13 protein-coding genes and 1 pseudogene are annotated in these 15,353 nt (G+C 67.4%); 10 read left to right on the forward strand and 4 right to left on the reverse strand.

The window, feature by feature from the left end; translation table 11 throughout:
• Window positions 1-11: 11 nt before the first annotated feature.
• The 3 genes and pseudogenes from PKO50_RS04005 (at window position 12) to PKO50_RS04015 (ending at window position 2,869) form a co-directional block, all read left to right on the forward strand.
• Complete coding sequence (locus tag PKO50_RS04005) at window positions 12-968, forward strand: MucB/RseB C-terminal domain-containing protein (protein WP_109935047.1); 957 nt, start codon at window positions 12-14, stop codon at window positions 966-968.
• Window positions 965-1,419, forward strand: a pseudogene (locus tag PKO50_RS04010) (SoxR reducing system RseC family protein). The gene PKO50_RS04005 and the pseudogene PKO50_RS04010 overlap by 4 nt, the downstream one beginning before the upstream one ends.
• 34 nt (window positions 1,420-1,453) lie before the next feature.
• On the forward strand, window positions 1,454-2,869 hold the full coding sequence (locus PKO50_RS04015; protein WP_089391467.1) for a DegQ family serine endoprotease: 1,416 nt from the start codon (window positions 1,454-1,456) through the stop codon (window positions 2,867-2,869).
• 682 nt (window positions 2,870-3,551) lie between these two features.
• Here PKO50_RS04015 and PKO50_RS04020 read toward each other — a convergent pair.
• Entirely contained in the window at window positions 3,552-6,041 is a 2,490-nt protein-coding gene (locus tag PKO50_RS04020; protein ID WP_275628878.1) for a TonB-dependent receptor, read from the reverse strand.
• A gap of 317 nt (window positions 6,042-6,358) precedes the next feature.
• Between PKO50_RS04020 and lepA the strand changes: the two genes are divergently transcribed.
• The 7 genes from lepA (at window position 6,359) to pdxJ (ending at window position 12,614) form a co-directional block, all read left to right on the forward strand.
• Window positions 6,359-8,158 carry a translation elongation factor 4 gene (lepA, locus tag PKO50_RS04025; RefSeq protein ID WP_109936864.1) on the forward strand — a complete coding sequence of 600 codons (1,800 nt, stop codon included), beginning with the start codon at window positions 6,359-6,361 and terminating at the stop codon, window positions 8,156-8,158.
• 5 nt (window positions 8,159-8,163) lie between these two features.
• The gene (gene lepB / locus PKO50_RS04030; RefSeq protein ID WP_275628879.1) at window positions 8,164-9,018 is read left to right on the forward strand and encodes a signal peptidase I; all 855 of its coding nucleotides are present in this window, start codon (window positions 8,164-8,166) and stop codon (window positions 9,016-9,018) included.
• A 138-nt stretch (window positions 9,019-9,156) separates the two neighbouring features.
• Window positions 9,157-9,534: a DUF4845 domain-containing protein gene (locus PKO50_RS04035; RefSeq protein WP_089391471.1), complete on the forward strand. Its 378-nt coding sequence runs from the start codon at window positions 9,157-9,159 to the stop codon at window positions 9,532-9,534.
• Entirely contained in the window at window positions 9,531-10,220 is a 690-nt protein-coding gene (rnc, locus tag PKO50_RS04040) for a ribonuclease III (RefSeq protein ID WP_009616452.1), read from the forward strand. The genes PKO50_RS04035 and rnc overlap by 4 nt, the downstream gene beginning before the upstream one ends.
• The gene (gene era / locus PKO50_RS04045) at window positions 10,213-11,121 is read left to right on the forward strand and encodes a GTPase Era (protein WP_275628880.1); all 909 of its coding nucleotides are present in this window, start codon (window positions 10,213-10,215) and stop codon (window positions 11,119-11,121) included. The genes rnc and era overlap by 8 nt, the downstream gene beginning before the upstream one ends.
• A gap of 52 nt (window positions 11,122-11,173) precedes the next feature.
• Entirely contained in the window at window positions 11,174-11,878 is a 705-nt protein-coding gene (recO, locus tag PKO50_RS04050; protein ID WP_109936862.1) for a DNA repair protein RecO, read from the forward strand.
• Window positions 11,871-12,614, forward strand: a complete 744-nt coding sequence (gene pdxJ, locus PKO50_RS04055) for a pyridoxine 5'-phosphate synthase (RefSeq protein ID WP_275628881.1) — start codon at window positions 11,871-11,873, stop codon at window positions 12,612-12,614. The genes recO and pdxJ overlap by 8 nt, the downstream gene beginning before the upstream one ends.
• Before the next feature lie 300 nt (window positions 12,615-12,914).
• Here pdxJ and cmoB read toward each other — a convergent pair whose 3' ends face one another.
• From cmoB to PKO50_RS04070, 3 genes are all read right to left on the reverse strand, one after another.
• Complete coding sequence (cmoB, locus tag PKO50_RS04060) at window positions 12,915-13,883, reverse strand: tRNA 5-methoxyuridine(34)/uridine 5-oxyacetic acid(34) synthase CmoB (protein ID WP_275628882.1); 969 nt, start codon at window positions 13,881-13,883, stop codon at window positions 12,915-12,917.
• Window positions 13,880-14,620 carry a carboxy-S-adenosyl-L-methionine synthase CmoA gene (gene cmoA, locus PKO50_RS04065; protein WP_275628883.1) on the reverse strand — a complete coding sequence of 247 codons (741 nt, stop codon included), beginning with the start codon at window positions 14,618-14,620 and terminating at the stop codon, window positions 13,880-13,882. Before cmoA ends, cmoB begins: the two co-directional genes overlap by 4 nt.
• Window positions 14,621-14,737: 117 nt before the next feature.
• Window positions 14,738-15,310 carry a hypothetical protein gene (locus tag PKO50_RS04070; RefSeq protein WP_089391478.1) on the reverse strand — a complete coding sequence of 191 codons (573 nt, stop codon included), beginning with the start codon at window positions 15,308-15,310 and terminating at the stop codon, window positions 14,738-14,740.
• Window positions 15,311-15,353: the final 43 nt, after the last annotated feature.

Genomic DNA, 15,353 nt, shown 5'->3' on the forward strand with positions numbered 1-15,353 from the left:
TAAGGAGCGTCATGCGCGCCACTTTCCTGTTGTTTTTCCTGGGCGGTCTGCTGGCAATGCCGGTACAGGCCGCCGACGTCCAGGCGTGGGTCAAGCGGCTGACCGAGGGCCAGCAGCGACAAAGCTTCCAGGGCACCTTCGTCTACGAGCGCAACGGCATCTTCTCCACCCATGAAGTCTGGCGTCTGGTCGAGCCCGACGGCTCGGTGCGCGAGCATTGGCTGCAACTGGATGGCCCGCGCCAGGAAGTGGTCAAGCTCGATGGCGTGACCCAGTGCATCGCCGGCGGCATGGCCGGGCAACTGGGCGCCGGGCAATTGTGGCCGGTGCGCAAGCTGGCCTCGGGCGACCTCGGTTCCTGGTACGACATCCGCGTGGTCGGCCAGTCCCGCATCGCCGGGCGCGAGGCCACGGTGATCGGGCTGATCCCCCGCGACCAGTACCGCTACGGCTTCGAGCTGCACCTGGACCAGGAAACCGGCTTGCCGCTGAAGTCGCTGCTGCTCAACGAGAAGGGCCAGGCGCTGGAGCGCCTGCAGTTCACCCAGTTCAGCACCGCGGCGCCGGACGACGGCGGCCTGCAGCCCTCCGACGCCTGCCAGGCGGTCCCCGCCGGCAAGCCGGACGCCCCGGTGGCCAGCAGCTGGCGCTCGGAATGGGTGCCGCCGGGCTTCACCCTCAACAACACCTACGAGCGCCGCAGCCCGGTATCGGACGATCGGGTCGTCAGCATGGACTACGGCGACGGCCTGGCGCGTTTCTCGATCTTCATCGAGCCGCTGCACGGCGCCAGGATCGACGACGCGCGCACCCAGCTGGGCCCGACCTCGGTGGTGTCCAAGCGCCTCAGTACCGAGGATGGCGGCATGATGGTCACCGTTGTCGGCGAGATCCCCACGGGGACCGCCGAACGCATCGCCATGTCGGTGCGGCCGCAGGCGCCCGCCCAGGGAGCCGCCGCGCAGTGATCGAAGAGCGGGGGCGGGTGATCGGCGTCGAAACCGCAGCGGTGCGGGTCCAGACGCTGCGCCAGAGCACCTGCTCGGCCTGTAGCGCCAAAGCCGGATGCGGCCAGGGGTTGCTGCAGCAATTGGGCTCCACCACGGGGCGCGGCGAAGTCCGCGCCCTTTCTGATTTCCCGCTCGGGGTAGGTGACGAGGTGGTGCTCGGCGTGCGCGAGGACCTCTTGTTGAAATGCGCCCTGATGTTCTATCTATTCCCCTGCTCGGCCTGTTCGCCGCTACGCTGCTGGCGTGGTGCGCCGGCCTCGCCGAGCCCTGGTTGATCCTGGCCGGCCTCGCGGGTTTCCTGGCGACCTGGCTGTGGGTACGGCGCCACGCCCGGCGCCGTTCGGATGACCCGGCGTTGCAGCCGGTTGTGTTGCGTACGCTGGTCACAGGGGCCGAAGGTCCCGCCTAAGTCCACTTCCCTTTGAATACGGGAGCAGTAGTCCATGCAAACCCTGAAACGCAGTATGGCCGCGATGGTCGCCCTGCTGGCCTTGAGCCTGTCGGTGGTCGCCCGCGCCGAATTGCCGGATTTCACCCCGCTGGTGGAGAAGGCTTCGCCGGCCGTAGTGAACATCAGTACCACCCAGAAAGTGCCGGACCAGGTCGCCAGCGGGCAGATGCCCGACCTGGAAGGCCTGCCGCCGATGTTCCGCGACTTCATCGAGCGCAGCATGCCGCGTGGCCAGCGCCCGCCGCGTGGGGCGCAGCGCGAGGCACAGTCCCTGGGTTCGGGGTTCATCATTTCCGATGATGGCTACGTGCTCACCAACAACCACGTGGTCGCCGACGCCGACGAGATCGTCGTGCGCCTGTCCGACCGCAGCGAGCACAAGGCCAAGCTGATCGGCGCCGACCCGCGCAGCGACGTGGCCCTGCTGAAGATCGACGCCAAGGGCCTGCCGACCCTCAAGCTGGGCGATTCGGACAAGCTGAAGGTGGGCGAGTGGGTGCTGGCCATCGGCTCGCCCTTCGGCTTCGACCATTCGGTGACCGCCGGTATCGTCAGCGCCAAGGGCCGCAGCCTGCCCAACGAGAACTACGTGCCCTTCATCCAGACCGACGTGGCCATCAACCCGGGCAACTCCGGCGGCCCGCTGCTGAACCTGCAGGGCGAGGTGGTCGGCATCAACTCGCAGATCTTCACCCGCTCCGGCGGCTTCATGGGCCTGTCCTTCGCCATCCCGATCGACGTCGCCATGAACGTGGCCGACCAACTGAAGAAAGGCGGCAAGGTCAGCCGCGGCTGGCTGGGCGTGGTGATCCAGGAAGTCAGCAAGGACCTCGCCGAATCCCTCGGCCTGGACAAGCCGGCCGGCGCCCTGGTGGCCCAGCTGGTACAGGACGGCCCGGCGGCCAAGGGCGGCCTGCAGGTCGGCGACGTGATCCTCAGCCTGAACGGCCAGACCATCAACGAGTCGGCCGACCTGCCGCACCTGGTCGGTGGCATGAAGCCGGGCGACAAGGCAGCCCTGGACGTGTTCCGCGATGGCTCGCGCAAGACCCTGAACATGACCATCGGCAACCTGCCGGACGAGGACGAGGAAGTCGCCGCCGTCGAAGGGCAGGGCGCCGAGCGCAGCAGCAACCGCATGGGCGTGACCGTCGCCGACCTCACTGCCGAGCAGCGCAAGTCGCTGGACATCAAGGGCGGCGTGGTGATCAAGGACGTCCAGGACGGCCCGGCGGCGATGATCGGCCTGCGTCCGGGCGACGTCATCACCCACTTGAACAACCGCACGGTGGAATCCGCCAAGGCCTTCTCCGAGATCGCCAAGGCGCTGCCCAAGGGCAAGTCGGTGTCGATGCGCGTTCTGCGCCAGGGCCGTGCCAGCTTCATCACCTTCAAGCTGGACGAATGACCGGCGGGTAGGGGTAGGCAGGGCGGATAACCGTTCGCGGTTATCCGCCGTCGGCAGTGCCGCGGGAGTGTCCGGCGTGGCCGGTGAATCCAATCGCGGACAAGGTCCTCCTACCCCAACCACCGCTGCCCACCTGTAGGAGCGCGCCCTGCGCGCGATTCGCGGGCAGGGCCCGCTCCTACACCCGTGCTTGCCTGGAACCGTATGTCATTCCCGCGTAGGGCGAATAACCGTTCGCGGTTATCCGCCGTCGGCCGTGCCGCGGGAGTGTCCGGCGTGGCCGGTGAATCCAATCGCGGACAAGGTCCTCCTACCCCAACCACCGCTGCCCCACCTGTAGGAGCGCGCCCTGCGCGCGATTCGCGGGCAGGGCCCGCTCCTACACCCGTGCTTGCCTGGAACCGTATGTCATTCCCGCGTAGGGCGAATAACCGTTCGCGGTTATCCGCCGTCGGCCGTGCCGCGGGAGTGTCCGGCGTGGTCGGTGAGTCCAATCGCGGACAAAGTCCGCTCCTACGCCCGTGCCTCCCTGTAAGCGTAGGAGCGGACTCTGTCCGCGATTCGGCGGATAGCGCCACAGAAACATCCGAGCACCCGGAGCGCTACGCCGAGCCAACCTCCCACGAAAACGCCGTTTCCCCATCAGGAAACGGCGTTTTTTCTTGGGTGCATTCAGCGCGGCTCAGAGGAACGCCCAGCGCACGCCCAGCCAGGCGGTGCGCGGCGCCCCCGGGGCGACGAAGGTTTCACCCACGGAGTTGCTGCGCCTGCCGTTGACCGTGCCGTTGCCGGCGGCGCCGTCAGTGCGCATCACGCCATTGGCGTCGAACGGGTTGGCGCCGAGCATGCCGGCGGTGGCGTACTCGCGGTCGAACAGGTTGTCGACCTGGGCGAAGATGCGCCAGGCCGGGGTGAGCTGGTAGGCGCCGTTGAGGTTGAACACGGTGTAGCCGCCGATCTCGCCACCGCCCTGGTACAGGCCGCCGCTCTGATGGTCGTTGTTCTCGTTGCCGCGCACGTAGGAGCCGGAGACGCTGATGGCGTCGGCGCCGATGCTCAGGCGCTCGGTCACCGCGTAGTCGGCCGACAGCTTGAGGATGTTGCGCGGCACCAGCGGAATGCGGTCGCCGGACTTCACGCTGATGTTGCCGTCGTCCGCGCTGCTGTTGGCCTCGCCCAGGAAGGTCTCGCCCGAGCGGTAGGTGGCGTCGACGAAGGTGTAGTTGGCGGCCAGCGCCCAGTCGCCCCAGCTCCCGGAGATGCCGGTTTCGATGCCGCGGCGGCGGGTTTCGCCGAAGTTCGCGAAGTAGCCGCTGCCGCTGGTGCTGGAGGACACGAACATGATGTCGTTGCTGTTGCGCGCGCTGAACAGCCCGGCGTTCCATTGCACGTTGTCGCCGATCAGGCCGCGCAGGCCGGCTTCCCAGGTCCGCGTCACCACCTGGTCGAGCGGGGGGTCGCCGGCCATGGAGTTGGGCAGGCGGCAGGGCGATTCCGGGTTGGCACAGCCCAGCTCGATGGTGGTCGGGGCCCGGCTGCCTTCGCTGTAGCCGGCATAGGCGGTCAGGCTGCGGGTCGGGTGGAAGGTCAGGCCGACGGCCGGGTTGAAGCGGTTGAAGCTGTGCTTGCCGCTGAGCGAGGCGTTCTCGTCGACGCTGTCGCCCAGGGCGTCGCCGTCGAGTTCGTAGTGGGAAAGCTGGTCGTGGTTGCGCACCGAGATGGCGTTGTAGCGCCCGGACAGCGTGAGGTCGAGCGTCGGGGCCAGGCTCAGGGTGTCGCTGCCGTAGAGGCTCCAGGTGCGGGTGTTGCCCTTCAGGCGCGCGGCCCGGTCGTCCAGCTCGCCGTCCAGGTTGAAGGCGTTGCCGGCCTCGGCGTACACGCCCGTGCCGACGATGCCGCGGTCGGCGGTGAGCGCGCCGTATTCGGCCGACTGCCGGAAGCGTACCTGGCTGTAGTCGAAGCCGCCGCCCAGGGACAGCAGGTTGTCCTTGCCGAACAGTCGGTTGCGCAGCGAGAACTGCTCGAACAGGCCGATGTTGCTCTGCGTGGTGCGGGTGCGGTTGATCATCCCGGTGCATTTCTCGCCGGGTTCGCCGCCCGGCTCGAACTGCGCGACGCAGGCCGCCAGGTTCGCCGCGGTGGTGTAGCCGCCGGCCGCCGGCAGGATGTTCTGGCCGGGCTCGCCGATGCCCTCGGGCAGGGACTCGTCGTTGATGTCGCCGTTGAAGGTGTCGGTATCGATATGGCGGTAGTAGAGGTTGCCGGAGGCGCTCAGGTCGTCGCTGTAGTCGTGGTTCCACTGCAGGTTGAGGAAGCTGGCGGTGTTCTGCGTGTTGTCCGGGTAGGTGTACACGCTGTCGCGGTCGCGGCGCAGGAAGCTCTCGGGCACCATGCCGTTACCGTTGAGGTCGGTGTCGGCGAAGCTGTAGGTCAGCTTCAGGTCGGTGGCCTCGCCCTGCCAGCCGAGCTTGCCGAAGAGGTTCTGCGCGTCGGAGTCGGAATGCTCGCGCCAGCCATCCTCCTCGAAGTGGGTGGCGGCGAAGAACCAGTCCCATTGCCCTTCGCTGCCGCCGTACTCGGCTTCGCCGATCTTGCGCCCGTAGGAACCCAGGGTGGCCTGGACGGCGCCGCCGGGGTTGTCGCGGCCGTTCTTGGTCTGCACCGCGAGCGCGCCGCCCAGGGTGTTCAGACCGAACAGCGGGTTGCTGCCGGGCATCAGCTGGGCGCTGGCGATGGCGTTGTCGGGGATCAGGTCCCAGCTGACGACGTCGCCGAAGGGCTGGTTCATGCGCACGCCATCGAGGTACAGCGACAGCCCCTGGGGCGTGCCGAGCAGCGGCGAGGCGGTGAAGCCGCGGTAGTTGATGTCCGGCTGCAGCGGGTTGTTCTGGATCTCGTTGACGTAGACCCCGGCGCTCCGCCGCTTGAGGTAGTCGGCCAGGTCCAGCGCCTGGCTCTTCTGCAGGTCCGCGCCGGTGAAGGTCTGTACCGGCGCGGCGATCTGGTCGCGGGAAACGCCCTGGGAGGGCAGCGGCAGGCTGCTGATCACCTCGGTCTGCCCCAGCGACAGGGGCTCGGTGCCGTCTGCGGCCCGGGCGGGCAGGGCGAGGCCGGCGGCATGGGCCACGAGCAGGGCGAGGGCGCTCGGGCCGAAGGGGTGGCGTCTGGGCATGGCGGTGCTTCCTGGTTCTTGTTGGCGTTGTGGGGCGGCGCGGCCGAATCGCTCCGCCGCGCCTGGGCCAGGTGCGGAATCGCTCGGTGGGGAGGGTGGCCTTGGTCGGCGTGCGGCTGCACGAAGGACACTAGGGCCGTGGGCGGGGTGGGAAAATCCTACGTTGGAGGCGGACGGCTCGTACCAACGTACTGGATGGCGGCCACTGGGCGTCGGCTGCGCTGCGTCGCAGGGTGACGCGTGGCGGCGGATTCAGGTAAACTCCCCGGCTATTTTTCGGCGGATCGCCGCCTTCAGCCTTCCGAGTGTGTCAAGCCGTGAGTGACCTGAGTCATATCCGCAATTTCTCCATCATCGCCCACATCGACCATGGCAAGTCGACCCTGGCCGACCGCTTCATCCAGATGTGCGGTGGTCTTTCCGACCGCGAGATGGAGGCTCAGGTCCTGGATTCCATGGACCTGGAGCGCGAGCGCGGCATCACCATCAAGGCCCACAGCGTCACCCTGCACTACAAGGCGCAGGACGGTAAGACCTACCAGCTGAACTTCATCGACACCCCCGGCCACGTCGACTTCACCTACGAGGTCAGCCGTTCCCTGGCCGCCTGCGAGGGCGCGCTGCTGGTGGTGGACGCCGGCCAGGGCGTCGAGGCGCAGTCGGTGGCCAACTGCTATACCGCCATCGAGCAGGGCCTGGAAGTCATGCCCGTGCTGAACAAGATGGACCTGCCGCAGGCCGACCCGGACCGCGTGAAGGACGAGATCGAGAGCATCATCGGCATCGATGCCACCGACGCCGTGGCCTGCTCGGCGAAGAGCGGCATGGGCGTGGACGAGGTGCTCGAGCGCCTGGTGACGACCATCCCGGCCCCCGAGGGCGAGATCGACGCGCCGCTGCAGGCGCTGATCATCGACTCCTGGTTCGACAACTACCTGGGCGTGGTCTCGCTGGTGCGGGTCAAGCACGGCCGGGTGAAGAAGGGCGACAAGATCCTGGTGAAGTCCACCGGCAAGCTGCACCAGGTGGACAGCGTCGGTGTATTCACCCCGAAACACACCGAGATGCCCGACCTCAAGGCCGGCGAGGTGGGCTTCATCATCGCCGGCATCAAGGACATCCACGGCGCCCCCGTGGGTGACACCCTGACCCTCAGCAACACCCCCGACGTGGACGTGCTGCCGGGCTTCAAGCGCATCAAGCCGCAGGTCTACGCCGGCCTGTTCCCGGTCAGTTCCGACGACTTCGAGGACTTCCGCGAAGCGCTGCAGAAGCTGACCCTGAACGACGCCGCCCTGCAGTACGAGCCGGAAAGCTCCGAGGCCCTGGGCTTCGGCTTCCGCATCGGCTTCCTCGGCATGCTGCACATGGAGATCATCCAGGAGCGCCTGGAGCGCGAATACGACCTGGACCTGATCACCACGGCGCCGACGGTGATCTTCGAGATCGTGCAGAAGAACGGCGAGATCCTCTACGTCGACAACCCGTCCAAGCTTCCCGACCTTTCGTCCATCGACGAGATGCGCGAGCCGATCTGCCGGGCGACCATCCTTGTGCCCCAGGAGCACCTGGGCAACGTCATCACCCTGTGCATCGAGAAACGCGGTGTGCAGCGTGACATGCACTTCCTCAGCGGCCAGGTCCAAGTGATCTACGACATGCCGATGAACGAAGTGGTGCTGGACTTCTTCGACCGTCTGAAGTCCACCAGCCGCGGCTACGCCTCGCTGGACTATAGCTTCGACCGCTTCGAGCCGGCCAACCTGGTCCGTCTCGACGTGCTGATCAACGGCGAGAAGGTAGACGCCCTCGCCCTGATCGTCCACCGCGACAACGCCCCCTACAAGGGGCGCCAGCTGGTGGAGAAGATGAAGGAACTGATCCCGCGTCAGATGTTCGACGTCGCGATTCAGGCGGCCATCGGCGGGCAGATCATCGCCCGCTCGACGGTCAAGGCGCTCAGGAAGAACGTGCTGGCCAAGTGCTACGGTGGTGACGTGAGCCGTAAGCGCAAGCTGCTGGAGAAGCAGAAGGCCGGTAAGAAAAGGATGAAGCAGGTCGGTAGCGTGGAGATTCCCCAGGAAGCCTTCCTCGCCGTGCTCAAAGTGGACAGTTAGATTCTATGACGCTGAATTTCCCGCTGTTGCTGGTGATAGCCGTCGCCCTGTGCGGCGCCCTGGCCCTGGTCGACCTGGTGCTCTTCGCGCCGCGCCGCCGGGCCGCCATCTCCGCCTACCAGGGCTCGGTCACCGAGCCCGATCCGGAGGTGCTGGACAAGCTGAACAAGGAACCCGTGCTGATCGAGTACGGCAAGTCCTTCTTCCCGGTACTGTTCATCGTGCTGGTGCTGCGTTCCTTCCTGGTCGAGCCGTTCCAGATCCCCTCCGGCTCGATGAAGCCCACCCTCGAGGTCGGCGACTTCATCCTGGTCAACAAGTTCGCCTACGGCATCCGCCTGCCGGTGCTGGACGCCAAGGTGATCCCGGTCGGCGACCCGCAGCGCGGCGACGTGATGGTGTTCCGCTACCCCAGCGACCCGAACATCAACTACATCAAGCGCGTGGTCGGCGTGCCGGGTGACCGCGTGCGCTACACCAGCGACAAGCGCCTGTACGTCAACGACCAGCTGGTGGCCGAGCAACTGGTCGGCGAGGAGCCGGGCAGCCTGGGCAGCGTGACCCTGTACAAGGAGAAGCTGGGCGAGGCCGAGCACCTGATCCGCAAGGAAATGACGCGCTACCGCGTCGAGCCCGGCAAGGAGTGGACGGTCCCGGCCGAGCACTACTTCATGATGGGCGACAACCGCGACAACTCCAACGACAGCCGCTACTGGAACGATCCGAAGATCCCGAAGGAGCTGCTGGGCATGGTTCCGGACCGCAACATCGTCGGCAAGGCCTTCGCCGTGTGGATGAGCTGGCCGGACCCGAAACTGCGCAACCTGCCGAACTTCTCGCGGGTCGGCGTGATTCACTGAATGTGAGCTGCGTCGAGCGCCGGCCGCCGGTCGGTGCTAGAACGAAGGGCGGGGCGGCGCGCGGGGAGCGGGTCCGCCCCGCTTGCACTTGGAACCGCCGGTGGCGGGGGATGAGAACCATACCGACATGAGGTCAGCATGAAGTACGCAGGTTCGCAGAAGGGGATGTCGTTGCTGGGTTGGCTGGTAGTGCTGGCCATTGTGGCCTTCCTGGCCAGTACCGCGTTCAAGATCATTCCGCACTACCTCGACTACTACGCCATCGAGAAGGCCATCAAGGCGGTGGAAACCGACAAGGCGGCGGATGTGCGCAGCGTCCCGGAGTTCTACTCTTACGTGGACAAGGCGCTGACCATCAACAACATCCGCGACCTGAAGCTGCAGGATGCGCTGACCGTGGAACAGGACAACAACGAGTTCCGCGCGCACCTGAAGTATGAAAAACGCGAGCCGCTGATCGAGAACCTCGACCTGGTGGTCCACTTCGACAAAGAATTCCGTGTAAGAACGCCGTGAGCAATACCCTGGATCGACTCGAGCGCAAGCTCGGCTACACCTTCAAGGACCAGGACCTGATGGTCCTGGCCCTGACCCATCGCAGCTTCGCCGGGCGCAACAACGAGCGCCTGGAGTTCCTCGGTGACGCCATCCTCAACTTCGTCATCGGCGAAGCCCTGTTCAGCCACTTCCCGCAGGCCCGCGAAGGCCAGCTGTCGCGCCTGCGCGCACGGCTGGTCAAGGGCGAGACCCTGGCCCTGCTGGCCCGTGGCTTCGAACTGGGCGACTACCTGCGCCTGGGCTCGGGTGAGCTCAAGAGCGGCGGTTTCCGCCGCGAGTCGATCCTCGCCGACGCCATGGAAGCGCTGATCGGCGCCATCTACCTGGACACCGGCATGGACTCGGCGCGCGAGCGCATCCTCGCCTGGCTCGGCCCGCAACTGCGCGAGCTGACCCCGGTGGACACCAACAAGGACCCCAAGACGCGCCTGCAGGAATTCCTGCAGTCGCGCGCCTGCGAGCTGCCGCGCTACGACGTGGTGGACATCCAGGGCGAACCGCATTGCCGGACCTTCTTCGTCGAGTGCGAAGTGGCCCTGCTGAACGACAAGACCCATGGGCACGGCGGCAGCCGCCGCATCGCCGAGCAGGTGGCCGCCGCCGCCGCGCTGGTGGCCCTGGGCGTGGAGAATGGCCATGACTGAACAACTCGACGACATCAGCCGCTGCGGCTACGTCGCCATCGTCGGCCGCCCCAACGTGGGCAAGTCGACGCTGCTCAACCACATCCTCGGGCAGAAGCTGGCCATCACCTCGCGCAAGCCGCAGACCACCCGCCACACCCTGCTCGGCATCAAGACCGAAGGCGCGGTGCAGGCGGTGTACGTCGACACCCCCGGCCTGCACAAGGACAACGACAAGGCGCTGAACCGCTACATGAACCGCTCCGCCAGCGCCGCGCTGAAGGACGTGGACGTGGTGATCTTCGTGGTCGACCGCCTGCGCTGGACCGACGAGGACCAGATGGTCCTGGACCGCGTGCAGCACGTCAGCTGCCCGGTGTTGATCGCGGTGAACAAGGTCGACCGCCTGGAAGACAAGGCCGAGCTGCTGCCGCACCTGCAATGGCTCACCGGATTGCTGCCCAAGGCCGAAGTGGTGCCGATCTCCGCCCAGCATGGGCAGAACCTCGACGTGCTGGAGCAACTGGTGGCCGAGCGCCTGCCGGAAAGCGAGCACTTCTTCCCGGAAGACCAGATCACCGACCGCAGCAGCCGCTTCCTCGCCGCCGAACTGGTGCGCGAGAAGATCATGCGCCAGCTCGGCGCCGAGCTGCCCTACCAGATCACCGTGGAGATCGAGGAGTTCAAGCAGGAAGGCCGCGTGCTGCACATCCACGCGCTGATCCTGGTGGAACGCGAAGGGCAGAAGAAGATCATCATCGGCGACAAGGGCGAGCGCATCAAAAGCATCGGCCAGAGCGCGCGCAAGGACATGGAGGTGCTGTTCGACTCCAAGGTCATGCTCAACCTCTGGGTCAAGGTGAAGGGCGGCTGGTCCGACGACGAACGCGCCCTGCGCTCGCTCGGCTACGGCGACCTCTGACACCCACCCACGCGGCCCGCTGAGGCGGGCCGCCTGAAGGCCGCACCCGCGCATGAGCCTCGTCAGCGTCCCCCTGCCGACCTTCATCCTGCACAGCCGCCCGTACAAGGAAACCAGCGCGCTGGTGGACTTCTTCACCCCCGAAGGCCGCCTGCGCGCCGTGCTGCGCGGCGCGCGCGGCAAGTCCGGGGCCCTGGCGCGGCCCTTCGTGCCGCTGGAGGCGGAGTTCCGCGGCCGCGGCGAGCTGAAGAACGTCAGCCGCCTGGAAGCCGCCGGCATCCCCAACCTGCTGGCCAGCGACGCGCTGTTCAGCGGCCTCTACCTCAACGAATTGCTGATCCGCCTGCTGCCAGCGGAGGTGCCGCATCCGCCGCTGTTCGAGCACTACCGCGCGACCCTGCCGCTGCTTGCCGCCGGGCGCCCGCTGGAGCCCTTGCTACGCGCCTTCGAATGGCGGCTGCTGGACGAGCTGGGCTATGGTTTCGCCCTCGATCGCGATATTGTCGGACAAGATATCGTCCCCGGCGGCCTGTACCGCCTGCTGCCCGATGCCGGCCTGGAACCGGTGGGCGGCTTCCAGCCGGGCCTGTTCCATGGCGCCGACCTGCTGGCCATGGCCGAGGCCGACTGGAGCGCCCCCGGCGCCCTGGCCGCGGCCAAGCGCCTGATGCGCCAGGCCCTGGCGCCGCATCTCGGCGGCCGACCGCTGGTCAGCCGCGAACTCTTCATGAATCGCAAGGAACCTCCCCGTGACTGAAGCCAACCGCATCCTCCTCGGCGTCAACATCGACCACGTCGCCACCCTGCGCCAGGCCCGCGGCACCCGCTACCCGGACCCGGTCAAGGCTGCGCTGGACGCCGAGGAAGCCGGCGCCGACGGCATCACCGTGCACCTGCGCGAGGACCGCCGGCACATCCAGGACCGCGACGTGCGCGTGCTCGCCGAGGTGCTGCAGACGCGCATGAACTTCGAGATGGGCGTGACCGAGGAAATGCTGGCCTTCGCCGAGGCGATCCGCCCGGCCCACGTCTGCCTGGTCCCGGAAACCCGCCAGGAACTGACCACCGAGGGCGGCCTGGACGTGGCCGGCCAGGAAGCGCGCATCCACGCCGCGGTGCAGCGCCTGGCCGCCGCCGGCTGCGAGGTGTCGCTGTTCATCGACGCCGACCCGCGGCAGATCGAGGCCTCCGCCCGCGTCGGCGCCCCGGCCATCGAACTGCACACCGGGCGCTACGCCGACGCCTACGGCGTGGCGGAAACCGCGCTGGAGCTGGCGCGCATCCGCGACGGCGTGGAGGCCGGCCTGTCCCACGGCCTGATCGTCAACGCCGGCCATGGCCTGCACTACCACAACGTCGAGCCCGTGGCGGCGATCCGCGGGATCAACGAACTGAACATCGGCCACGCCCTGGTGGCCCACGCGCTGTTCGTCGGCTTCAAGCAGGCGGTGGCGGAGATGAAGGCGCTGATCGTGGCGGCTGCCAAGCGCTGAGCATAAGGTGGTTCCGGGCGTGGCCTCGGCGTTGGTGGAGGCCGCGGTGTATCGGCGTATAACCGCGAACGGTTATACGCCCTACGTTTCCTGGGACGACCCCAGTCGTGGGAGCAATTGTCTTGCCGGCTGCGCCGGGGCGCTCCTACGAGAAGCCGTGCTTGCCTGTAACGTAGGAGCGGACCTTGTCCGCGATAGCCGGACGTCCCGGCGCGGTTCGCGGATGAGATCCGCTCCTACACAACCCCACCCACGGCATTCCCCCTGGCCGCGAATCGCGCGCAGGGCGCGTGCGCAGGTCTAGGGCTTGCGCGCCACCAGGGTGGCGCGCAGCGGCGCCGGCAGGCCTTCGATGGTGCGGGTGGGATCGTGCGGGTCGAGGAATTCCGGCAGCGACTGGTAGCGCATCCACTGGGTGGAGCGCTGCTCCTCCACCGTGGTGCGGCTCTGGTCGACGCAGCGCACGTCGGTGAAGCCGGCGCGGCGCAGCCACAGCTCCAGGGCCGCCACCGAGGGCAGGAACCAGACGTTGCGCATCTGCGCGTAGCGGTCCTCCGGCACCAGCACGGTGGTGACGTCGCCTTCCACCACCAGGGTTTCCAGCACCAGCTCGCCGCCGCGGCGCAGGCAGTCCTTGAGCGCGAAGAGGTGGTCGATGGGCGAGCGGCGGTGGTAGAGCACGCCCATGGAGAACACCGTGTCGAAGCCTTCCAGCTTCTCCGGCAGCTCCTCCAGGGTGAGCGGCAGGTGCCAGGCCGGCAGGTCCGGCAGGTAGCGCTTCATGGCCAGGAACTGGCAGAAGAACAGCCAGTTCGGGTCCACCCCCACCACGCTGCGGGCGCCGGCGCCGAGCATGCGCCACTGGTAGTAGCCGTTGCCGCAGCCAACGTCGAGGATGCGCTTGCCGGCCAGGTCCAGGTGCGGCGAGACGCGCTCCCATTTCCAGTCCGAACGCCACTCGGTATCGATGTGCACGCCGAACACGTCGAAGGGGCCCTTGCGCCAGGGGATCAGCCCTTGCAGGGCGGTCTTCAGCGCGGCGCGGGTGGCGTCGTCGCAGGGGCCTTCCAGGGCGAAGCGGCTGGCCAGCTCGACGCTTTCGGCGCGCACCCCGGGCAACTGGTCGACGGCGGCCAGCCAGCGCTCCAGGTCGCCGTGGCCATCCTCCACCTTGGCCGCGAGCTGCGCGGCGAGGGACTCGCTCCAGGCTTGCAGGGGCGTGCCGGCCAGTTCCCGGCGCAGGTCGTCGAGGGCGAAGCGTTCGATCATGGCAGGGCGACCAGCGAGGCGAAGTTCAGGCACTGGAACCACGGCACCACCCTGGAGAAGCCGGCCCGGGCCAGGCGCTCGCGGTGCTCGTCCAGGGTGTCCGGGCGCATCACGTTCTCGATGGCGGTGCGTTTCTGGGCGATTTCCAGTTCGCTGTAGCCATTGGCGCGCTTGAAGTCCAGGTGCAGTTCGTTCAGCAGTTCCTGCTCGGCGGCATCGCTGAAGCGCAGCTTCTCCGAGAGGATCAGCGCGCCGCCGGGCAGCAGGGCCTGGCGGATGCGCTGCAGCAGCTCCAGGCGCCTGCCGGGCTCGATGAACTGCAGGGTGAAGTTCATGGCCACCAGCGAGCAGGGCTGGAAGTCCAGGCGCAGGATGTCCGCTTCCAGCAGGTCCGCCGGTAGCAGTTCCTGGTACATGGCGTCCTGGGCGCTGAGGTATTCGCGGCAGCGCGCCAGCATGGCGGCGGAATTGTCCACCCCCAGCACCCGGCAGCCGTCGGCCCTGACGTGGCGGCGCAGCGCCTGGGTCGCCGCGCCCAGCGAGCAGCCCAGGTCGTAGATCAGGCTGTGCGGCAGGGCGAAGCGGGCGCCGAGCACGCCGATGTTCTCGACGATGGTCGGGTAGCCCGGCACCGAGCGCTTGATCATGTCCGGGAAGACGCGCGCCACGTCCTCGTTGAAGGTGAAGTCGGCGACGTGTTCCAGGGGTTGGGCGAAGATGCGGTCAGACTCGCTCACGCGGTGGGGCCTCGGTACGGGTGGTGCGGACGGCCGGCGCCTGCCTGAGGCGCCGGGGTGCGCATTGTAGCCGAGCGGGGCGCGGCGCCCCAACCTCCGGGCGACGAGCCCGGCGCCTCACTTGAGCTTGTCGGAGAAGTATTCGCCGGCGCCCTGCAGCGGGCCCAGGGGGTTCTTCTTGTCTTCCACGCGGCGGATGTTCGGTTCGCCGTTGCTGACCTTGTGCACCACCACGTCGTCGATCAGCACGAACACCGGGCGGAACGACCAGCCCTGGACCTGGCGGCGCTTGCGGAAGTTGAACATGTCGGCCCAGAAGCTGCCGATGCGCTGGCTGTCGGTCTTGTTGAAGTCGAAGGAGTAGCCGATGCAGCGGTCCTTGGCCTGCAGGCAGGTCACCAGGCCGTCGGGCAGGTAGTCGATGGGGATGTTCGGCTGCACGAAGAGCAGGCGCACGTCGATGAACGAGAGCATCTTGGCGTTGCCCTGGGTCAGCGGGTCGAAGCCCAGGCTGAGCAGTTGCGAGCGCGTGGTCCTGCCTGGCACCACCTGTTCGTAGCGGTGCTCGGCGTCCTGGTAGTCGATGAAGGGAGACTGCACCTCGGCGCGTTCGCTGGGCAGCAGGCTGCCGCAGGCGGAAAGCATCGCACAGGTTCCAAGCATCCCCAGCAAACGGACTTCAGCACGCATGAAACCTCTCCATTCGATACTCCCTGGTACTTGATCTATAGAC

The sequence above is a fragment of the Pseudomonas sp. 273 genome (assembly GCF_029201425.1).
GTDB classification, from domain to species: domain Bacteria; phylum Pseudomonadota; class Gammaproteobacteria; order Pseudomonadales; family Pseudomonadaceae; genus Pseudomonas; species Pseudomonas delhiensis.

Excerpts from the sequence above, each read along its gene's own strand:
- PKO50_RS04015 (WP_089391467.1), top strand. The coding sequence starts at position 1,454 with ATGCAAACCCTGAAACGCAGTATGGCCGCGATGGTCGCCCTGCTGGCC.
- PKO50_RS04005 (WP_109935047.1), top strand. The coding sequence starts at position 12 with ATGCGCGCCACTTTCCTGTTGTTTTTCCTGGGCGGTCTGCTGGCAATG.
- cmoB (WP_275628882.1), bottom strand. The coding sequence starts at position 13,883 with ATGATCGAACGCTTCGCCCTCGACGACCTGCGCCGGGAACTGGCCGGC.
- recO (WP_109936862.1), top strand. The coding sequence starts at position 11,174 with ATGAGCCTCGTCAGCGTCCCCCTGCCGACCTTCATCCTGCACAGCCGC.
- era (WP_275628880.1), top strand. The coding sequence starts at position 10,213 with ATGACTGAACAACTCGACGACATCAGCCGCTGCGGCTACGTCGCCATC.
- PKO50_RS04035 (WP_089391471.1), top strand. The coding sequence starts at position 9,157 with ATGAAGTACGCAGGTTCGCAGAAGGGGATGTCGTTGCTGGGTTGGCTG.
- lepB (WP_275628879.1), top strand. The coding sequence starts at position 8,164 with ATGACGCTGAATTTCCCGCTGTTGCTGGTGATAGCCGTCGCCCTGTGC.
- PKO50_RS04020 (WP_275628878.1), bottom strand. The coding sequence starts at position 6,041 with ATGCCCAGACGCCACCCCTTCGGCCCGAGCGCCCTCGCCCTGCTCGTG.
- PKO50_RS04070 (WP_089391478.1), bottom strand. The coding sequence starts at position 15,310 with ATGCGTGCTGAAGTCCGTTTGCTGGGGATGCTTGGAACCTGTGCGATG.